1 protein-coding gene is annotated in these 425 nt (G+C 68.2%); it reads left to right on the top strand.

Annotation, left to right across the window (positions count from 1 at the left end; genetic code table 11):
• The coding region (locus tag EOC06_RS43325) for an inositol monophosphatase family protein (protein ID WP_281062104.1) at positions 1 to 425 on the top strand (425 nt) is incomplete at both ends.

The following is a 425-nucleotide window of genomic DNA, read 5'->3' as shown; positions in this document are numbered from 1 at the left end:
TGGAAGGCCAGCGCACCTGGTGCGTCAGCGTCGCCGTCGTCGAGCGTGGCCGTACGCTGGCCGGCGTGCTGGAATGCCCGGCGATGGAGGAGACCTATTGGGCGCTGCCCGGCCAGGGCGCCTTCTGCAACGGCAAGCGCATTGCGGTTCGCAAGCTGGCGGAAACAGCCGAGATTTCCGGGCTGAAGCAGTTGACCGACCTGATGCCGGCCGAATGGCAGGCGCGGCTGAAGCGAGCGCCCTACAGCCCTTCGCTCGCCTATCGGCTGGCCATGATCGCCAATGGCTCGCTGGATGCCACTTTCGTCAAGCCGAACGCGCATGACTGGGATATCGCGGCGGCCGACCTCATCCTGCGCGAGGCCGGCGGCCAGCTGCTCGACCAGCACGGCCGCGCTCCGCTCTATGCCGGCGAGGTGACCCGT

This window comes from Mesorhizobium sp. M7A.F.Ca.MR.362.00.0.0 (genome assembly GCF_004023175.1).
In the GTDB taxonomy this organism is placed as follows: domain Bacteria; phylum Pseudomonadota; class Alphaproteobacteria; order Rhizobiales; family Rhizobiaceae; genus Mesorhizobium.
Note: the sequence above shows the minus strand (reverse complement) of the source record. Positions and strands in the feature narration are given on the sequence as shown.